We start from the raw sequence: 16,859 nt of genomic DNA, 5'->3' as shown, positions 1-16,859 counted from the left end.
GCCCGAACCCCGGAAAGTGGACACGGGGATTTAATCAAGATGCGATAGTAAGTGTAGCTGATCCGGCGGCTTCGAAGGCGTTCGGCGAGCGATAGCCGCACCACGAGTGCAAGCGCTTGGTGTTGTAGTGCGTGCACCACCGGAACACGTCCCGACGACATACGATCTGACTTGGGAAAACGGACTCGTCCTGGAGGACTTCCCGTTTCAGCGTGGCGTTGAACGACTCCGCCAACGAGTTGTCCGCGCTCGTCCCGATTGCTCCCATCGACTGGGTGACACCGAATCGTTCACACAGCTTCCGGTATTGCCCAGAGGTATAGACGCTGCCATGATCGGAGTGAAAAATCGCCCCGTCAAGGTTGCCTCGGACCCCGTGGGCCATCGTGAGAGCTTCTTCGACCAACTCCGTGCGCATGTGGTCGGCGATCGCGAAACCGGTCAACTGCCGCGAATAGCAGTCGATGACGGTGGCCAGGTACATATTCGACCCGTCCGCGATCGGCAGGTACGTGATATCGCCGACGTAGATGGTGTTCGGTTTCTCCGCGGTGAACCGGCGTTTCAGCAGGTCGGGCAACTTCGGAGCCCGTTTCGCAGACACGGTGGTCTTCACCCGGCGTTTTTTGGTGTAGCCGAACAGGCCCATCTGGCGCATCAACCTGGCGGTGCGCTTGTGATTGAAAAGGTCGTCGTTGGCTGGATCGGAATTGATGGCCGCCGTCACGCGTTTCGCCCCGTAACAACCGTTCTCGGCCGTGAACACGGCCTTGATCCTCGCTCCCAGCACCGCGTCGTCAAGGACGCGTCGCCGGCGGGCAGGAGCAGCTGATTTCCATTTGTAATACGAGGACCGGTTGATCTTCAAAACCTCACATAACCGCTTGACCTCGTAGAGGCCTCGGTTGTCATCAACGAACCGGAAGCGGTTCACCAGTTCGTCTCTTCCGCGAAATATTTGGCCGCCTTGCGGAGAATCTCTCGTTCCTCCCGGAGCTTGGCGTTTTCGCGTTCCAGCACGCGGATGCGTTCGGCGTCGGAGAGTCCTTCAGCAGGCGTGCGTGCGCTGTTGGCTGCGGCAATGGGGCTGGCGACTTTTTCACCGTTGGCGTTGGTTTTGGTGCCGGTGCCGAAGGCGTCGAGCCAGGTGCGCAGGGAGTTGCGGTTGACCCCGAGATCGGAGGCGATCGCGTTGAGCGTTGCTCCGGGGGTCGACTCGTACAACGAGACTGCGTCGCGCTTGAACTGCTCGGTGTAGGTCTTGCGTGGCATGGTGGAAAGGTACCTCACTTCCCCAGCGAGATGCTGGTTTCAAGGTGTCCACCATCTGGGGGTCAGGTCCTAGGTTTATAGGTATTTGTCGAAGCGGTCGGGAAAGGCCACGGCCATTTGGTTAATGGCTTGTTTCCAGCCGGAAACTCGGGCTCCTTCCATGAGTCTGCCGGCTGTCGCTAAGACTCGTTTGCCTTGCTTGGCTCTCTTTGCGGCTCGTTTGTCTTCAATATTGCAGATCATCAGCCACAGCGTTTTCAGCGCGGATTCATCGTTGGTGAACTGCACCCTGTTGCGGGTGGCTTTACGCAGCTGGTTGTTAAACGACTCAATGGAGTTCGTCGTATAGATGACCTTCCTGGCTGCTGGTGGGAACTGCAAAAATGGCACGAATCTATCCCATGCGTCCTGCCAGACCTTGACCGACTGAGGATACTTCACACCCAGCTCGGAGGCCTCGAATTCGTCTAAGGCCGCCTTAGCTGTGGGCTCGTCTGCGGCGGTGTAGACCTTTTTCAACGCGGCTGATACAGCGCGGCGATCCCCATAGGCCACCCATCGATTCGCAGCACGAATTAAGTGCACGATACAGGTTTGCACCATAGAGTTCGGCCAAGTTGCCTCCACTGCCTCTGGTAGGCCTTTCAGCCCGTCACAGCAGACGATAAAGACGTCTTTGACCCCACGATTGGCCAGGTTGGCGCATACCTGCGCCCAGAAGGAAGCACCTTCTTCTTTGGCAATCCACAATCCCAAAATATGCTTGATCCCGTCGAGGTCCACCCCGATTGCCATGTACGCAGACTTGTTAACTACCCGGCCGCCGTCGCGGACTTTAATGCGCAACGCATCCAGGAATATCACGGGGTAGAACTCGTCTAACTGGCGGTTTTGCCAGATCATGACCTCGTCGAGGACGGCGTCGGTGACTGCGGAGATCGTCTCATGGGAGATATCAACCCGCATCGCAGTTGCCATATGGTGCTGGATATCCCGAATGGTCATTCCGCCGGCATATAAGCTGACAATCATATCGTCAACATCTGTCAGCCGCCTGGAGCCTTTGGGCATCATAGTAGGAACAAACGTGCCGTTTCTGTCTCGTGGAACATCAATGTTTACTGGCCCGTAGTTAGAATCCACGGTTTTCGGGTAGGTGCCGTTGCGGTGATTGTCTGTTCCAGCAGTAGCTTTAGCTGCTCTATCGCCGGGCTCATAGCCTAGGTGGGCATCCATTTCAGCATTCAAACCCCGGGTAATTGAGGCTTGCAACATGCCCCGAACTAGGTCATTGGCATCCGTTGTCGACGTGCCTAGCTCATCAATCAGTTTCGCGATTTCTGGGTTAGCAAGCAGCTTCTTTTCAATCGCATCAATCTTGGCCTTATCAGCCGGATCTCGTCTCGCCATAGTAGTCATTCTGGTTCATCTCCTTATGCGGGTTAGGTTCCCACACACAAACCATTAGACACTCTCAGGTTTCCTTACCGGCATCAACTGAACCGCCCATGAAGTTGTGAAAAGCCGCTGCCGCAGGGACTCGACCACGTTAGCGCGACAGAAATTTGAAGTGCCCCGGGTTTTGTTCCTAGGACATTTCAGTGAGCTTTGTTCATCGGAGCCCACGGGGACACTGGAGACTACAAGTACACGTTAGACGCCGCCAGTAGTGCCGCCAAACACTTACGGCACTACTGGCGGAACTTCCTGCCGCTTCCCCACTAGCGCGCGGCGCCGGCACACTCTCAAAGTTCGTGCGCAAGGCGCAGCGAAATCTATCTCAACAGCGCCCCGCAGATAACCCGGACGAACTTCTAGACCTGGCCACCAGTCTCAAAGAAAAGCTGGAAGGGCAAATTCTAGTGGCCAGCCGGGCGCACACGGGCAACGGAGACGCTCTGGTCAGCGCGGCCCTCGTGTTCGATATCTACTCCAGCGATTTGCTTTGCCGTGGGGCAGACCACCGGGGTAATGAGGTTGATGCCGCGTTCGCGCAGCTTCTCAGACTCCACCGCGATGATGGGGGTGCCGGCGCGGACGACATCGCCCTTGTCCACGAGCTTAGTAAAGCCCTCGCCCTTCAATTCCACGGTATCGATGCCGATGTGAATGAGCAGGTCAAGACCTTCTTCAGTCCGCATGCCAAAGGCATGGCCGGTCTTGAAGACCATCGTGATGGTGCCATCTACTGGGGCACAGACATCGAAGGCATCGATCTCGGTAGGAATGACGGCGAAGCCTTCGCCCACCATGCCCTGAGCAAAGGACTCATCGGGGACCTCGGAGAGAGGCACGACGGTTCCCTCGAACGGGGCGCGGAGCTCCACATCGGTCCCGATTTTCTCTGCGGGGAGAGAATCTTCGCTAGGCTTCGCCGGCGCCGTAGCTACCGCTGCAGAGCCGGTGCGCAGCTGTTGGTTGACCTCGTCAAACATGAACTGCACGGAGGGGCCCACGATGACCTGCACGTTCTTTTCGGAGGGGTGGATGACGCCGGAAATCCCGGCGCGCTTGATAGTGGGGTCATCGACAAGCGCGCGATCCTTCACACCCACGCGCAGGCGGGTGGTGCAGTAGTCCAAGGAATCGATATTGTCCTTGCCGCCGAGACCCTCGATGATGCGGGAGGCGGAAGCGGCGGTCTTATCATCGCCTGCGGCGGCATCGTCGTCTTCAGGGGCGTCCTCGTCATCGCCGCGGCCCGGGGTCTTCAGGTTAAACCAGCCGATGAGGTAGTAGAATATAACGAAATACAGGGCGAAGAAAATAACGCCCATAATTAGGAGCATGTACCACTTATTCGCTAGCGGGTTTTGCGAGGACAACAGCATGTCCACGAAACCTGCGGAGAAGCCGAAGCCCGCGGTCCATTCCATCGTGGCGGCGATAAAGACGGAGAGGCCGGTCAGCAGCGCGTGCACCACATAAAGCAGCGGGGCGACGAACATAAAGGAGAACTCCAGTGGCTCAGTCACGCCGGTGAAGAAGGAAGCTAGGGCGCCTGCGGCCATGAGGGAGCCGATGACCTTGCGGCGGCCCTTGTCCGCGCGCAGGTACATGGCCAGGGCGGCACCTGGCAGGCCGAACATCATGATTGGGAAGAATCCGGCCTGGTAGCGCCCAACAACTCCGTCCACGGTGCATTGTCCGTTTTCCCAAATACCAGGGCACTCTGCGGCGGAGGTAGCCGCGGCGGCCGCGTCGATAGTGGATTGGCCGGATTGGAAGTTACCGATGTCGTTAATACCAATAACGTCGAACCAGAACACGGAGTTCAGTGCGTGGTGCAGACCCGTCGGAATGAGCAGGCGGTTGGCCACGCCGTAGATGCCCGCACCCGCAGCACCGAGGCCCTGGATGGAGGTACCGAAGTTGAAGAGCGCGTGGTAAATGAAGGGCCATACGAAGTAGAGGATGGCGGAAACCACGATGGCGAAAAGCGCAGTGAGGATGGGGACGAGGCGGCGGCCAGAGAAGAAGGCCAGGAAGTCCGGCAGCTTAGTGCCATGGAAGCGGTTATAGATCATCGCCGCCATGATGCCTGCAAGGATGCCGAAAAGAACGTTGCCGTCACCGACTGCATTCCAACCTTCAGCCGCCCATTCGATGGCTTCGTCGCCCGTAAGAGCCTCGGGATCTTCGATGCCGCGATAGCCGGCCACCGCGTCGGGGCCCAAGAGCTTCATGAAGGTGGCATACGCCAGGAAACCGGACAGTGCGGAGGCACCATTGGAGTCTTTGGCCAGGCCAAAGGCGATGGCTACGGCGAAGATCCAGCCCAGGTTATCCAGCACGGCACCACCGGAGCTGACGAGCAGCTGCGCGACCACGTTATCCTGGCCGGCAACGCTGGCTATCCAGTAGCCAACGCCGCCGAGGATCGCCGCGACAGGCAGTACTGCCACGGCGCCCATCAGCGCCTTTCCGAGCCGCTGCAGCGGCCCCATAATATTGAGTTTCACGGGAGGAGTCCTTTCAAAGGTGTAAAGAGGTAAAAGAGGGCTTTAGTGCGGGCGGTGCTCATCCACAAAGCGGTAGTACTCGTGATCTTCCAGCTGGGAAGCCGCGTCTTCATCGAGAATCACCGTGGCCCGCTGGTGTAGCTGGAGGACCGAGGCCGGGCAGTGCGCGGACAGCGGGCCCTCCACCATGTCGCGGACCGCGCTGGATTTTTCAGTCCCAGTGGCCAGCAGCAATAGGTGGCGGGCTTCGCTGATGGTGCCGAGCCCCTGGGTTAGCGCATAGCGAGGAACACTGTCCGTGTTCTCGAAGAAGCGGGCATTATCCTGCACCGTCCGCGGGTGCAGCGTTTCCAGGCGCGTGCGCGATTGCAAGGAGCTGGAGGGCTCATTAAAGCCGATGTGCCCATTGCCACCGATGCCAAGCAGCTGGATATCGATGCCGCCAGCATGGCGAATGGCCTGGTCATAGGCGGCTGCGGCGCGGTCCGAGTCCGCGGCATCGCCCTCGGGGCTCTGCACTAACTCATCGATGAAGTCGACGTGGCTGGTAAATACGCGGCGGATGGTGGAGTAATACGACTGCTCATGGGAGCGAGCCAGCCCCACGTATTCATCGAGGAGGAAGGCGCGGCTGCGAGCGAAACTCACCTCCTGGCGCTCGTAGCGGGCGGTGAGTTCTTGATACATCGCTACCGGAGTAGAACCCGTGGCCAGCCCCAAGGTGGCCCCGGCGTTGGCATAGCGGACGAAGATATCGGCGGCGGCAATAGCCACCTCTGCTGGTGTGGAACGAATGAGGATATCCATGCAGTGCTTTCCTAACGTAAATCAGTATCTGTCGCGGCGGCGATGTCGATACCATCAGCGATGACTCGCACAGGTTCGAATCGAGCATTCAGGCCCACGAGGTTGGCGCGCTTACCGGGAGCCAAACGGCCCACGTCCTTATCCCCCAACACGTCCGCAGCCGTGGTGGAAGTAAACCGAACCGCTTCCTCTGCGCCGTGGCGCGCGGCAAAACGCGCAAATTGCTGCGCCAAGGTGGAGGTTCCACCGGCGATGGCGCCGCTGTCCACCCGCGCCACGCCATCGGTCACGGTAACGGGCAGGGAGCCCAGCTCATAGGAGCCATCGGCCATGCCGGCAGCGGCCATCGCATCGGTGACCGCAAAGGAGCGGCGGTTATAGGCCATATCCACGGTGCCATCGGCAAGATGCACGCCATCGGCAATAAGCTCTACCCCCGCATCGCCCGCTTTCGAGCCGGTGAGTAGCGCGGCCACCGTGCCGGGTGCACGGTGGTGGATGGGCGGCATGGCGTTAAAAAGGTGGGTGCCGGTCACGGTGACGCCCAAGTCTTTCGCCTGCTCCATGATCCGCAGCGTGGTCTCATAATCGGCTTCGGTATGGCCCAAGCTGGCGATAATATCGTGTTCTGCACAAACCTCAAGGATCTCTGCAGCGGCCTGGGTTTCTGGGGCGAAAGTAATGGACCGCAGGTGGCCGCGGGCGGCGTCGATCACCGCGCGGAAAAAGTCTGGGTCTCCCGGCACGATGCGCGATGGATCCTGCGCGCCACATTTGGCCGCGGCGATAAACGGGCCTTCCATATGGATGCCGGCGATATCCCCCTCATCTGCCAGCGTGGCAAGCAACTCCGCCCGCGCGCACAGCTCCGCTTGCGTCCCAGAAACCATGCTGGCTATCAGCGTGGTGGTGCCGTGGGCGCGATGAAAGCGCGCGGCGGCGCGGCACTGGTCATAATCACCATTGGGAAAGCTTCCACCATTGCCGCCGTGATTGTGCAGGTCCACAAAACCTGGAACCCACAGCAAAACGTTTGGGTCACCGGCTTGCCAGTCCGCGTGCGCTGCGGGGACATCGCCAAGCGAGATGTCTTCAATGCGCCCGCCAAAGTTCAGCGCACCAGCGCGCAGCTCGACGTTCTCGTCGATGTACAGGCCTTCTACGCGGCCCTTCGTCTGTGTCTGCATATTTCGTTCACTTTTCTGTTGTGTGGGCAGGCACCATCCCATAAACGCGCCGATATCCCAGCGCAGCACTATGTTATAACCTATTGGTACCATACCCCAGTGTCAATGATGTCACTTTCACTTTTTTATGTGAGATTTTCGAGGACTATCGACTGTGATGCTCAACTTCGTTTAGGCATAGACCCGCACCAGCCACTGGACTACATTGATCTTTAGGAAGTATCGCTTGCCGATGCCACCTCTACCCTCGGCTTCTCTCTAGCAAGCGCGCTACCTACGCCAACCACCGCGTCACGTCAGGAGAACGTAAATATGGATTTAAAACCAGAAACTATTGTTTCTAATATTTTAAGCGATATTGCGGAAGTAAATGATTGGGCCAGCATTGCTGATGCCACCGGCGCTAATGACATAAACTCTTCCCACGCCACCCCTGACGAGGTTTTCACCATCCTCACTGCTGTTAAAAATAGTCCCGATTTGGCCCTCGGAACTGTCACAAATGAGTTCAAGGATTTCCCTGATAGCTGGTCGCCGCGTGATATAACAGACCGGATCTTTGCCTCGTCAGATCCCACCCTCTCGATGATGGATATCTTTATGCGCCCGACCAATGAATGACCTACGGAAGAATAGAGATGAAAACTGACCACGTATCTCCTTTAAGTTACGTAGCCCTTAGCACTGTGGTTGTTGCTTCATGACTAGCCCTATATGTGCATTTTGAGACATATCCATGCTCATTGCCTTGATAATCAGTCTGCTCAACTGGGCCCTCCGGTCTTGTCATCAAGCAGCTACCCTGCAAAAGCGCAGGGATAAATTGGGTGCGATCTACTGTCTAAATGACCACTAAGAGTGCTCTTCCGCGATATCGCGCATGCAATTATTATTATTGAAATTATAACCGTTTCATGTCCTTCACAAGTACTCGCCTCGGACATGGCGGGATCCTCATCTCAAGGAGCACACCATGACCAGTCGTTCACCCGCACCGCCGCGGCACCGGTCCCAGTACGTTCTCTTGGCCGGCTTAGCCGTCTCGGTGGCCTATGCCGTCGTCCATATCGCGTTTTCTGATCCGGCCCTGATCGAAGGCACCGCACCCGCGCGCCTTTCCTTACGCAATTACCTTGGCCCAGTGCTGGGCTCTGGCATGGTGTGGGCATTATTTGCCTACCTCATGGGCAAGGCGTGCGCCCACCGGTGGAGATCGGCCTTTTTCGCAGGAGCCGGCATACTCTTGTTCATGTTGGCAGTGCACTACGCGCTGCTTTTCACCTTTGGTATCTACGACTGGCAGACGGCTTTTTCCTCTAATGCCACGTGGTTCCTCTTCGCCCTTATCGCCGGGCCACTTTTCGGCGTGGCGGGGGCTTTGTCCCACAGGTTCGGCTGGCTAGATTACGTTGCCGTGCTCGGCTTCGTGCTGGAGCCACTGATTACTGGGCTTATCCCAGGCAATAGTATCGAACCGCAGACCACGACCACCCCCGGATATCTTGCCGCGGTAACGCTGTGGATGATCGGTGCGGTTTTCCTCTACTGCGAACGCCGGGCTCCTATTAAGGGGTAGCCACATCCCCAGCGGCCCACCATCCGGGCATGCCATGGACCCCGGCCCCGGGCGCAGTGGAACTCGATGCCATGAATATTCCCGGCGCGAGCCGGTGCGGGTGCGCGGAGAGGCGCGGGCGCAGCACGGTCTGCAGCCCGGTCATGGCGCCACCGGCAATATCGCCACCCAACAGGTTGGGATTCCAGCGCTCCAGGTCAGCTGGGCTCGTCGCGCGGGTGGCCAGGATGGTATCGCGAAAACCGGGTGCGAAACGCTCGATCTGCCGCGCAATGAGGCCGGTCACCTCCCCCGGATAACGCTCCTCATAGCCATGCGGCACGTGCGCATAGGTCCACAGCACCAGCCCGCGCGAGGGGTCGGCCACGTACTGTTGGCACACCATGACCAGGGGATTTTCGGGCATGCGGCGCTTGCCGATATCCCTTTCTGCCCCACCAATCTCCTCCACGCTGCCGCCCACGTGGACGGTGCCCGCTTGGCCCACGCGGGGATCGGCCCACGGCACGGGTTCGCTTAAGTGAAAGTCGACCTTGTACACCGCGCTGCCATAGCGCCACCGCCGCAGGGATCGCTGGGTCCGGGCAGGAAGATCGAGCCCGCCCAGCCTAAGGATCTGGCGCGGGGTGAGGTTGAGGATCAGGGCATCGGCGCGGGGCAGGCTACGCACATCGGTGATGTCGGCGCCGGTGTGGATGCGGGCTTTGTGAGAGCGGAGGAGGGAGACGAGGGCATCGGCAAGCGCCTGCGTACCACCTTCCACCACTGGCCAGCCGCGGGTCATGCCGAGCGCGCCAAAGAGCAGGCCGAATGCGGAGGTAAAAGCCCTGGTAGGCGAGGTAATGGCGTGCACCGCGCTACCGGCGAATAAGGCACGCGCCTGCGGGGAAGTAAATGCCGCCCGCGCGAGCGCGCTCGCCGGGAGCACGCCCGGCGCGCCAAATTGCACCAAGCGGACCGCGTGCTCGGGCCAGCGCACCAGCGGGGTGAGCGCGTTGTTCACGTGTGCGTCGATATTGCGCACCACGTGGCCGTGCAGGCGGGTCCACGCCCGGGCATCGGTGCCGAGCCCCGCGGCGGTCTCCTCGAGGGAGGTGTGAAGAATGCCCGCCGGCGCGCCCTCTAGTGGATGGGCCATGGGATAGCGCGCATGGCGCCAGCGCAGGCCGTGCGATTCCAGATCCAGCGCGCGGAAGGCCGGGCTCGCGATGCCGAAGGGGTGGCCGGCCGCGCCGAGATCGACGATGGTGCCCGGGAAGATCTCCGTCGACGATGCCGCCGCCCCACCGGGCTTGCTGGCGCGCTCATACACATCCACACGCCAGCCGGCCGTGGCGAGGCGGGCCGCAGCGGTAAGCCCATTGGGCCCTGCGCCGACGATCACAGCGTGCGGTTGTTTATCCACAATCCTCCTTGTGCAGGTCAGTGACCCCAATCTACCTATTCGCCCACACGATGGGTACAAAGTTATCCACAGGCTGTGGAAGAAACCTGTGGAATATTAATTTCACAGACTTATCCCCACCCTGTGGATAAGTGTTTTCACGGGCTTCCACAGGTGATTTTGCGGCCGTCGATACCGCTATAACCTGTGTGATCAGGGAAAACTCCGGAAAAGCGTTCGGTAAATTACAAGAATGTGGTTATCCACAATGTGGATAACTATTGTGGATTTCTTTCGCACACCCATTCCGGTGATCAAATTCCACAGTTATCCCCAAACCCCAGCTCGCAGGGCTAATAACACAATGATGACCGCAGCGGTGAGAGCGACACCCGCCCAGCGCACAGAATTGTTTCGATGGAAGAGGAACAAGCTCAAGATGATGCCGGTGCACAAGCCACCAAGATGCCCCCACAGGGAGACCCCCTCTGCGACGAAGGTATAGCCCACATTGACCAATACGAGGACGATGGGCGCGCGCAGATCCATCCCGCGTTGCCGGAAGACGCCCACCAGCATGCCCATCAGCGCAAAGATCGCCCCGGAGGCACCTACCGTGGGCGTGCCAAAATCGAACCACAGCACCATGGCGGAAGCGCCCAGACAAGAAACCAGATACGCGGCAATGTATAACCCGGTATCGAGGGCGCGCTCTACTTCCCTACCAATGAGCAGGAGCATCACCATATTGACCGCGAGGTGCCCGCCGTCCAAGTGCATGAATTCCGAAGACAGCACCGTAAGTGGCGCATCGGCGTACTGCGGTCCCCACAGGGCCCAGTCTTGGCTCAGCGTGGAGAGAAAGAAGGTCTCGCCCAAAGTTCGAGCTTGTACCGCGGTAATTGACCACGCGATGATGCAGATCGCGGCGATGGCCGAGGTAACGGGGGCGGTTCGCAAATAATTTTTCACCATGGCGTAGAAGCTGACCCTTTGTTGGCATTCGGATAAAACTAAACGAACCCGGCACCACAGCAAGGTGTGTGGTGCCGGGCGCGGAGCGAGGAAAACGCTTAGGCGATATCGATGGACTCGATGACAACGTCCTCGTGCGGACGGTCCATGCGGTCGGTGTCGACCTTGCCAATCTTGGAAACGACTTCCTGCGAAGCCGGGTCCGTAACCTCACCGAAGATGGTGTGGTGGTTGTTCAGGTGCGGGGTCGGCGCCACGGTGATGAAGAACTGGGAGCCGTTGGTGCCTGGGCCGGCATTCGCCATGGCCAGCAGGAATGGGCGGTCGAACTGCAGCTCTGGGTGGAACTCGTCCTGGAACTGGTAGCCCGGGCCACCGCGGCCGGTGCCGGTGGGGTCGCCGCCCTGAATCATGAAGTTATCGATGATGCGGTGGAAGATGGCGCCATCGTAGAACGGGCCGGACTGCTCGCCCTTTGCGTTCTGGGTGGAGTAGTCCTTTTCGCCCTTGGCCAAACCGATGAAGTTTTCAACGGTTACCGGTGCGTGGTTACCGAAGAGATCGATAACAATATCGCCGTAGTTGGTATGCATCGTTGCAGTTGCGGTCTTCTGAGTCATGCCAGCCATTGTAAAGAATTTACTTCCTCTCCGCTGTGCAAGACATAACGCTCTCAGCGATCGCGCCACCGTTTTCCCCTAGTCGGCCGACAGGGCTTGTCCCCCAAATAGCCAGCTAACCACGAGGGCACCGGGATCGATGACTCCCTTGCTGCGATCGCCCAGATAGGACGCGCGCCCCTTCTTGGCGGCAATCTTTCCGGTTTCTTCCACGCCCTCGCGCGCGGCCTCGTACAGGGCCTGGAGCGTTTGCTCGTCTGGGCGTTCTGCGCCGATTTCTTGCGCCTTCTCCGCGGCCGGAATGAGCGCATCGAGCATGGTGCAATCACCGCGCTGCGCGCCGCCCAGTTCTTGAATAAACTCCGCCGCGCTGCTCAAACCTTCTGCTAAAGTCTCCGCGCGGGCCATGTCGTTGAAGAAGCTGCCGAAGACCGCGCCCGAGGTTCCGCCCGCCAGGACGAGGAAGCGCTTGGCCAGGCCGGTGAAAATCTCATCATCCGCGCCGCGCAGCGGCAGTTTAATGCTTTCAAGCGCCGCCTCCATATTGGTACCGAAGTCCCCATCGCCGGCCTTGCGGTCAAGCTCGGTCAGCTCCTCGATAGAAGATTGCACGCGGTCAACGAAGTCACTCAACCACTGGTTCTCTTCGCCCTCGGTAGGCAGTTCATCCTCGAAGGTAATCCGCGCCGATTCCACCTGCTTGGCACCGCCCAAGGTATGGGGCCAGGCGGGGGCTTGGGTTGGGGCATCGATAAGCTCAAGCAGCTCATCGTCGGCCTTGAGCAACGTGATGGATACGCCGTGCATATTGACCGCGGTAACGAAGTTGCCCACCATGGAGCGCACTACCGTAATTCCTTTCTCCGCCAGCTGTGCAGACGCCTCGCCGAATACCAGGCTCAGTTCCAAAGGCGTGGTGCCGCCCAAACCGTTGACCAGGCACACCACCTCGTCGCCGCTGCTGATGTCGAGGGCAGCACTCAGCTTTTCCAGCACGGTGGCGACGATGGCATGGGCATTATCGACCTTTTCCGTGTGCGTGCCGGGCTCGCCGTGGATGCCCACGCCGACTTCCATGTGCCCGTCGTCCAAATCAAAGGTCTCGCGCCCCGTGGTGGGCAAAAAGCCGGATCCCAGTGCCACGGACATGCTGCGGGATTGATCGGAGGTACGTTCCGCAAGCTCGGTGACCTTATCCAGGTCATCGCCGCGATACGCCGCGGCACCGGCCACCTTTTCCACCAGGATCGTGGCACCGGTACCGCGCCGGCCGGGGCCCTCGCCGGTGCCTTCGGTAGCAATATCATCGGCAACCAAGACGGAACGCGTATCCACGGCCTCTGCTGCGTTGCGCGCCACGGTGAAGTTCATGACATCGCCGGTGTAGTTCTTCACAATGTGCAGCACTCCCCTGCCCTGGTCGGCCCACTGCGTGGCTTCGCTGACCTGGACCGCATTCGGGGAGGTAAAAAGCAGGCCCGGGCAGGCTGCGGCGAGCATGCCTTGCCCAATGAAGCCGGCGTGCATGGGCTCGTGGCCGGATCCGCCACCGGAGATGACCGCGACCGCCGGTTTATCATCTGCCGTACGCAGCGGGGTGCTGCGCCCGATGAAGCCCGCATCGTGCCAGGTGGCATCGGGATGCTGGGCGATGAACCCGGCCAGGGAATCAGACAGGAAGGATTCTTGGCTATTGCGAAATGCTGAGTGCTTCATAGCGCCCACGGTAATCCGGATCCGGCCATAGCGTCGCGGGTGGGTACAAGATCACGAAAACGCTATGCAGACCGGCTGCATAGCGTTTCCTTTAAGAACCTAGAATTTCGCAGATTCTATTTAGAGGGCGTTGCGCACCACATCGCGGGCTTCCACCATGTTGCGCAGGGAGGTTTCGGTCTCCTCGTAACCGCGGGTCTTCAGGCCGCAGTCCGGGTTAACCCACAGGCGGTCCAGCGGCACGTTCTTGAGTGCGGCGCGGATAAGCTCTGCCATTTCCTCCACGGAAGGCACGCGCGGGGAGTGGATATCGTAGATGCCAGGTCCAATCTCAGAGTGGAAGGTCTCATCGATATCCTCCAGCAGCTCCATGCGGGAACGTGCAGCCTCAATGGAGGTGACGTCTGCGTCCAGGCCGGCGACGGCGTCGATGATCTGGCCGAACTCCGAGTAGCACAGGTGGGTGTGGATCTGGGTGGTGGGCTTGGCCTCGAGGGCTACCAGGCGGAAGGAGCGCACTGCCCAGTCCAGGTAGGCCTTGCGGTCCTGCTCGCGCAGCGGCAGCAGCTCGCGCAGGGCTGGCTCATCGATCTGGATGATGTCGATGCCGGCTTCCTCCAGGTCGCGAACCTCATCTGCCAAGGCCACGCCCAGCTGGTCCGCGGATACGGACTGGTGCACGTCATCGCGGACGAAGGACCACGCCAGGATGGTGACCGGGCCGGTCAGCATGCCCTTGACGTGCTTTTCCGAAAGCGACTGTGCAAACTTCGACCACTCGGTGGTCATAGCAGCCGGGCGGGAGATGTCACCCACAACGATCGGCGGACGGGTACAGCGGGAACCGTAGGACTGTACCCAGCCGTTTTCGGTGGTGACGAAGCCATCGAGCAGCTCCGCGAAGTACTGCACCATGTCATTGCGCTCTGGCTCGCCGTGGACCAAGACGTCCAGGCCGAGGCGCTCCTGCAGCTCGATGACGGACTTAACCTCGTCCTTGAGGGCGGAGTTGTAGTCGGCATCAGAAAGCTCGCCCTTGCGGTGCGCCGCACGCGCCTGGCGGATTTCCTTGGTCTGCGGGAAGGAACCGATGGTGGTAGTCGGCAGCTCAGACAGGCCGAGCTCCTTCTGTGCTTCCTTGCGCTCATCGAAGGCCGGCTCGCGCTTGACCTCGCCTTCCGGCAGCTGGGAGATGCGCTCTTGCACGGCGGCGTTGTTGATGCGCTCGGACTCGGCGCGGGTACGAACAGCGCGGTCGCTGACGCTGTAAGCCTCTTCGGCTGCCTCTGGGCCTTGTACCAGGGCGACGACTTCCTTGACCTTTTCATTGGCGAAGGAGAACCATGGGGCGACATCGGCAGGCAGCTTGGATTCTGCCTCGACGGAGTGCGGCACGTGCTGCAAGGACACGGAGGTGGATACGGACAGCTCATCGATGCTGCCGGCCAGGTCCTCGTACTTGGAGCGCAGGTCGCGCAGGTTGGCGGCCCAGACATTGCGGCCATCGACAAGGCCGGCAACAACGTGGGTGTTCAGGTTCTTCACGCGCTCGAGGTAGCCCTCATCCAGGGCCAGGGTGCCAACAGAAAGGTCAACCTGGACGGCCTCTGGCTTGAGCTCTGCGATGACATCGAGGCCCTTGCGTGCAGAGCCGTACGGAGTGGTCAGGTAGACCTTTGGGCGCTCTTCTGCACCCAGGATGGCGGAGTATGCCTGCTTGGTATATGCAGCCAAGTCCTCATCGCTGGCGTTGGTCAGATCCGCCACGAGGGCAGGCTCTGCCAACTGGATCCACTCCACGCCAGCCTTGTGCAGCTCCGCCAGGACCTCCTGGTAGGCGGCAACGGCATCATCTAGGCGCTCGAGCGGGGCCTTGGCTGCACCCTCGGCCTGCTTGGACAGGGCCAACAGGGTAACCGGGCCAACGAGGTACGGGCGCACGGTGTGGCCTGCTTCGCGGGCTTCTTCTACCAGCTTGATAATGCGCTGTGGGTGCGCCTTAAAGGCGTGGTCATCGGCAATTTCCGGAACGATGTAGTGGTAGTTGGTGTCGAACCACTTGGTCATCTCCAGCGGCGCGGTGTCCTTATTACCGCGGGCCAGGGTGAACTCATCATCTAGGGTTTCACCGGCAACGGCACCGACGGTCAGTGCGGTTTCGAGCACCTGGTCGTAGTAAGCGACGTCCGCCGGGATGGCGTAATCCTCGGTCAGGCCGAGGTCGCGCAGGCGGTTGTAGGTATCGAGGCGCAGCGAGTGTGCGGCGGACTCGAAGGTCTCCGCATCGATGCGGCCGGCCCAGTAGGACTCGAGCGCGCGCTTCAACTCGCGGTTGGCGCCAATGCGGGGATAGCCCTCAATTGTCGCCTTGGGGAAATTAGCGTTGGTCATTGTCTACTCCGATTCGGGTTAGTAGGTCGTGAGTATTGTCGGGGTTGTTGTGGGTATATATATGGAGCCCGCTCGCCCCGCCAGCCACGATGTCGCGGGCTAGTTCGGCGGTCAGTTCCATGCCGGTTTCGTATTCTTCTTCTGGGGTTGTCGCTGCCGCGAGCGCCGACCGCACCCTTTCGGGCACGGCGAGCCCGGACAGCTCTCCCATTCGCTCCACCCGGCGCAGGCTGGTCATGGGCATGATTCCCGGAATAAGGGGAATATGCACCCCGGCCAGTTGGGCCTTTTTGGTAAAGCGCAGGTAATCCTGGGAGTCGAAGAATAGCTGGGTAATGGCGAAGTCCGCGCCGAGGCGCTGCTTTTTGAGCAAGACGTCAAAATCTTCATCTTCGTTTTTAGATTCAACGTGCCCGCTGGGATAGCACGCGACTCCGACGGCCAGGCGGCCAGCGGCGAATCGCGCGGCTTGCTGCCTTTCTAGTTGCCGGATGAGGCTTATCAATTCATCGGCATGCTGCGGATAGTGCTCCGGCAAGCCTTCCTCTGGCAGGTCCCCGCGCAGGGCCAGCAGGCCGCGGACACCGGCATCGACCAAGCGGTTAATCCAGCCGATAAGTTCCGTGCGCGAACCAGCCGTGCAGGCCAGGTGCGCAAGCGGACGCATCGAGGTGGTGCGCGAAATCCGCTCGATAAAGGCCGTCGTCCCTTCGAGCCAACCGGACCGTTTGGAACTTGTCACCGCAATATAATCCGGGTGGTAGCTTTCCAAGGTTTCCAGCAAACGGTCGATTTTGGCTTCATCGGCGTCATGGCGCGGCGGAATTACCTCGAAAGATAGCGCCAAACGCTCCGGTACCATTAGCTCTTCTTCACTCATGGAATCCAATGGTGCTGACGCCGAAAATCGCGGGCTCATAGTCACCTCCTTTTCCCGATCTCAATTGCTGTCTGGAGGAAAACGTACCA

Annotated in this window: 13 protein-coding genes; 2 read left to right on the top strand and 11 right to left on the bottom strand. The window is 59.9% G+C overall.

Going from position 1 to position 16,859, the window contains the following annotated elements; translation table 11 throughout:
* Window positions 1-34: 34 nt before the first annotated feature.
* From ACLI1O_RS00180 to ACLI1O_RS00160, 5 genes are all read right to left on the bottom strand, one after another.
* Window positions 35-1,272 (bottom strand): IS3 family transposase gene (locus tag ACLI1O_RS00180; protein ID WP_411701846.1). Its coding sequence is split into 2 segments (ribosomal slippage): window positions 35-945 and window positions 945-1,272, totalling 1,239 coding nucleotides; the frame shifts between segments, so codons are not numbered across the junction.
* Between the two features lie 75 nt (window positions 1,273-1,347).
* Complete coding sequence (locus ACLI1O_RS00175) at window positions 1,348-2,682, bottom strand: IS256 family transposase (protein WP_411707046.1); 1,335 nt, start codon at window positions 2,680-2,682, stop codon at window positions 1,348-1,350.
* A 449-nt stretch (window positions 2,683-3,131) separates the two neighbouring features.
* Window positions 3,132-5,219: an N-acetylglucosamine-specific PTS transporter subunit IIBC gene (gene nagE, locus ACLI1O_RS00170; RefSeq protein WP_411707045.1), complete on the bottom strand. Its 2,088-nt coding sequence runs from the start codon at window positions 5,217-5,219 to the stop codon at window positions 3,132-3,134.
* 57 nt (window positions 5,220-5,276) lie between these two features.
* Window positions 5,277-6,041 (bottom strand): glucosamine-6-phosphate deaminase, encoded by a 765-nt coding sequence (gene nagB, locus ACLI1O_RS00165; RefSeq protein WP_239270130.1) that lies wholly within the window; start codon window positions 6,039-6,041, stop codon window positions 5,277-5,279.
* A gap of 11 nt (window positions 6,042-6,052) precedes the next feature.
* Window positions 6,053-7,228 (bottom strand): N-acetylglucosamine-6-phosphate deacetylase, encoded by a 1,176-nt coding sequence (locus ACLI1O_RS00160; protein ID WP_239270129.1) that lies wholly within the window; start codon window positions 7,226-7,228, stop codon window positions 6,053-6,055.
* Between the two features lie 312 nt (window positions 7,229-7,540).
* On the opposite strand from ACLI1O_RS00160, the gene ACLI1O_RS00155 reads away from it, so the two are divergent.
* Window positions 7,541-7,849 carry a hypothetical protein gene (locus ACLI1O_RS00155; protein ID WP_239270128.1) on the top strand — a complete coding sequence of 103 codons (309 nt, stop codon included), beginning with the start codon at window positions 7,541-7,543 and terminating at the stop codon, window positions 7,847-7,849.
* 352 nt (window positions 7,850-8,201) lie between these two features.
* Window positions 8,202-8,804, top strand: a complete 603-nt coding sequence (locus ACLI1O_RS00150; RefSeq protein ID WP_239270127.1) for a hypothetical protein — start codon at window positions 8,202-8,204, stop codon at window positions 8,802-8,804.
* Here ACLI1O_RS00150 and ACLI1O_RS00145 read toward each other — a convergent pair.
* The 6 genes from ACLI1O_RS00145 to ACLI1O_RS00120 form a co-directional block, all read right to left on the bottom strand.
* Window positions 8,794-10,209, bottom strand: coding sequence for a phytoene desaturase family protein (locus ACLI1O_RS00145; RefSeq protein ID WP_239270126.1), 1,416 nt, complete (start codon window positions 10,207-10,209; stop codon window positions 8,794-8,796). The genes ACLI1O_RS00150 and ACLI1O_RS00145 overlap by 11 nt on opposite strands.
* Window positions 10,210-10,515: 306 nt before the next feature.
* Window positions 10,516-11,163, bottom strand: a complete 648-nt coding sequence (locus tag ACLI1O_RS00140; RefSeq protein WP_239270125.1) for a rhomboid family intramembrane serine protease — start codon at window positions 11,161-11,163, stop codon at window positions 10,516-10,518.
* 98 nt (window positions 11,164-11,261) lie between these two features.
* Window positions 11,262-11,792 carry a peptidylprolyl isomerase gene (locus ACLI1O_RS00135; RefSeq protein ID WP_005280498.1) on the bottom strand — a complete coding sequence of 177 codons (531 nt, stop codon included), beginning with the start codon at window positions 11,790-11,792 and terminating at the stop codon, window positions 11,262-11,264.
* 69 nt (window positions 11,793-11,861) lie between these two features.
* A complete protein-coding gene (locus tag ACLI1O_RS00130) occupies window positions 11,862-13,499 on the bottom strand; it encodes a dihydroxyacetone kinase family protein (protein WP_239270124.1) in 1,638 nt (545 codons plus the stop codon).
* Between the two features lie 120 nt (window positions 13,500-13,619).
* Complete coding sequence (metE, locus tag ACLI1O_RS00125) at window positions 13,620-15,890, bottom strand: 5-methyltetrahydropteroyltriglutamate--homocysteine S-methyltransferase (protein WP_239270123.1); 2,271 nt, start codon at window positions 15,888-15,890, stop codon at window positions 13,620-13,622.
* The gene (locus ACLI1O_RS00120; protein ID WP_239270122.1) at window positions 15,877-16,809 is read right to left on the bottom strand and encodes a methylenetetrahydrofolate reductase; all 933 of its coding nucleotides are present in this window, start codon (window positions 16,807-16,809) and stop codon (window positions 15,877-15,879) included. The genes metE and ACLI1O_RS00120 overlap by 14 nt, the downstream gene beginning before the upstream one ends.
* Between the last annotated feature and the right edge of the window lie 50 nt (window positions 16,810-16,859).

Source organism: Corynebacterium sp. LaCa78 (assembly GCF_046717505.1).
Classification (GTDB): domain Bacteria; phylum Actinomycetota; class Actinomycetes; order Mycobacteriales; family Mycobacteriaceae; genus Corynebacterium.
The sequence above is the reverse complement of the archived record's forward strand: the minus strand, read 5'-3'. Positions and strand labels throughout refer to the sequence as shown.

Excerpts from the sequence above, each read along its gene's own strand:
- nagE (WP_411707045.1), bottom strand. The coding sequence starts at position 5,219 with ATGGGGCCGCTGCAGCGGCTCGGAAAGGCGCTGATGGGCGCCGTGGCA.
- ACLI1O_RS00130 (WP_239270124.1), bottom strand. The coding sequence starts at position 13,499 with ATGAAGCACTCAGCATTTCGCAATAGCCAAGAATCCTTCCTGTCTGAT.
- ACLI1O_RS00160 (WP_239270129.1), bottom strand. The coding sequence starts at position 7,228 with ATGCAGACACAGACGAAGGGCCGCGTAGAAGGCCTGTACATCGACGAG.
- ACLI1O_RS00150 (WP_239270127.1), top strand. The coding sequence starts at position 8,202 with ATGACCAGTCGTTCACCCGCACCGCCGCGGCACCGGTCCCAGTACGTT.
- ACLI1O_RS00140 (WP_239270125.1), bottom strand. The coding sequence starts at position 11,163 with ATGGTGAAAAATTATTTGCGAACCGCCCCCGTTACCTCGGCCATCGCC.
- metE (WP_239270123.1), bottom strand. The coding sequence starts at position 15,890 with ATGACCAACGCTAATTTCCCCAAGGCGACAATTGAGGGCTATCCCCGC.
- ACLI1O_RS00175 (WP_411707046.1), bottom strand. The coding sequence starts at position 2,682 with ATGGCGAGACGAGATCCGGCTGATAAGGCCAAGATTGATGCGATTGAA.
- nagB (WP_239270130.1), bottom strand. The coding sequence starts at position 6,041 with ATGGATATCCTCATTCGTTCCACACCAGCAGAGGTGGCTATTGCCGCC.
- ACLI1O_RS00135 (WP_005280498.1), bottom strand. The coding sequence starts at position 11,792 with ATGGCTGGCATGACTCAGAAGACCGCAACTGCAACGATGCATACCAAC.
- ACLI1O_RS00155 (WP_239270128.1), top strand. The coding sequence starts at position 7,541 with ATGGATTTAAAACCAGAAACTATTGTTTCTAATATTTTAAGCGATATT.
- ACLI1O_RS00120 (WP_239270122.1), bottom strand. The coding sequence starts at position 16,809 with ATGAGCCCGCGATTTTCGGCGTCAGCACCATTGGATTCCATGAGTGAA.